The 2,082-nt window shown below is 37.9% G+C and carries 1 protein-coding gene and 1 pseudogene; both read left to right on the forward strand.

Going from position 1 to position 2,082, the window contains the following annotated elements:
* Nucleotides 1-779 (forward strand): T9SS type A sorting domain-containing protein (locus J2X31_RS18170; protein WP_310029013.1); only part of this gene is annotated, 779 nt, incomplete at its 5' end.
* Nucleotides 780-949: 170 nt separating this feature from the next.
* Nucleotides 950-2,082 (forward strand): annotated as a pseudogene (locus tag J2X31_RS18175) (hypothetical protein); the annotation flags it as partial.

The raw sequence follows: 2,082 nt of genomic DNA on the forward strand, positions 1-2,082 counted from the left end.
CAACGATAAGCAATACTGAAAGTGGCGATTATACCTTCACTCCTGATGCTTCGGAATGTGCTACGACACAGACTTTGAGCGTTGTAATAATTGAAAAGACTGTGCCTGATTTTGCTTCAATTGCCGACTTCTGTTCAGGTTCGGATGCTCCGATTCTTGCGGCAACTTCTCCAAACGGAATCTCGGGAACTTGGAATCCTTCAACGATAAGCAATACTGAAAGCGGTGATTATATATTCACTCCTGATGCTTCGGAATGTGCAACGACACAGACTCTATCAATTATCATCAATGACGCAACAAGTGCTCCAACAGGAGTTGAAACACAAGATTTCACTGGTGGAGATACACTTTCTGATTTTGTTGTTATTGGCGAAGGAATCAAATGGTATGATGCTCAAACAGGAGGTAATGAATTGTCTTCTACAGATTTGATTGTTAGTGGAGGAATTTACTATGCTTCACAAACAATCATTGACGGTTGTGGAGAAAGTCCGGAAAGATTAAAAATTATTGCTGGGGTTGATTTGGCAAATGCTTCTTTTGATCGTTCAACGTTCAACTACTATCCGAATCCTGTAAATGATTTTCTTACTGTTACTTCTTTAGAAAAAATCGATTTTATAACAGTATTCAATTTATTAGGACAAGAGCTTATGACTAAAAAAGCAGATTCTACTAATTATAAAGTAGACTTATCTAACTTGGCTTCTGGTACTTATCTGATATATGCTGTATCGGGTCAAAATTCAAAAGCTTTCAAAGTAATTAAAAAATAGAATTCTATCTAGAAAACAGAACCGCTCTTTTTATCAAGAGCGGTTTTTTTATGACCATTAAATAAACATAAGTAACTGTAAATCAACATAAAAACCACACAACCATAACATTGTAATAAAATACAAATTATTGAAATAATCTACATTGCGTGGATTTAAATAAATTTGAAATGAAATTAAATACCCCGTTCTCTGTTACTTTTTTTATACTTTTTTTTCTTCTTCTGTCCTATCAAAAAAGCCACTCACAATGTTTCCAAATTGAAAGTATTCTTGTAGATGCTTGTGGTCCTCAGGAAGGTCTTAACGAAATGGTTCGTTTTAAAGTAGGAAACAGTGCCCTAAACGTTTCCAATCTGTCTGTAGTTTGGGCAACTACAAGTTTAGACTGGCAAGGACTTGTTCAAAATAATACAACCCAGTCGGTTGTTAATACATTAAATGGCGACATACTTGATGCCGGAGGATGTGGAGAATTATTGCAACCTACAAATGGTATTCTACCTGCAAACGCTACAGTAATTCTAGTAACAAGTTTCAACATGGACACCGATTTAAATTCTTTTGGTGCACTAACAGAAAATATTTATATCCTTTTTCAAAATAATCCAAACGTAGGAACGGGACATTTTGCCAATTCAGGAACCGGAACCAGAACCTTAACGATGAGTTTTGGCTCGTGTTCAGATACCGTGACTTATGACCGTGCATTATTGATAAATCCAGCTGGTGCTACAGTCCCTGCCGATGGTGCGATTGTTAATTTTACGCCTTCTGGAGCAGCAACATACATCAATAATGATTGTTCGGCTCCCGTTACTCCTTTCACGGTGGATGTGCCGCAATCGACTTTGAGTGCTTGTGCAGGAACCGTTATACCATTAAATGGGACTGCTCAAGGGCAACAAACAGTCAGCTGGTCTGCCGCCAATGGAAGTTTTTCTTCGCCAAATACTCTTTCAACCAATTATACAATTCCCTCAAATGCAGCGGGAACTACGATAGTGCTAACTTTAACTGCTACTAATAGTTGCGATTTGTCTATTACTGATACTGTAAATGTTATCGTAACGCCTTCAGTTGTACCTGCTTTTAATCCTATTGCGCCAATTTGCTTTGGTCAGACATTGAATCCACTTCCAACAACATCCAACAATGGGATTACGGGAACTTGGTCGCCAGCTCTGAATAATTCGGCAACGACTACTTATACTTTTACTCCAAATGCAGGACAATGTGCCACAACTGCGACACTTACAATTACCGTAAATCCTGCCAATACTGTTCCAACTTTTACAGCGAT

Origin of the sequence: Flavobacterium arsenatis (assembly GCF_031456785.1) — a bacterium.
GTDB classification, from domain to species: Bacteria; Bacteroidota; Bacteroidia; order Flavobacteriales; family Flavobacteriaceae; genus Flavobacterium; species Flavobacterium arsenatis.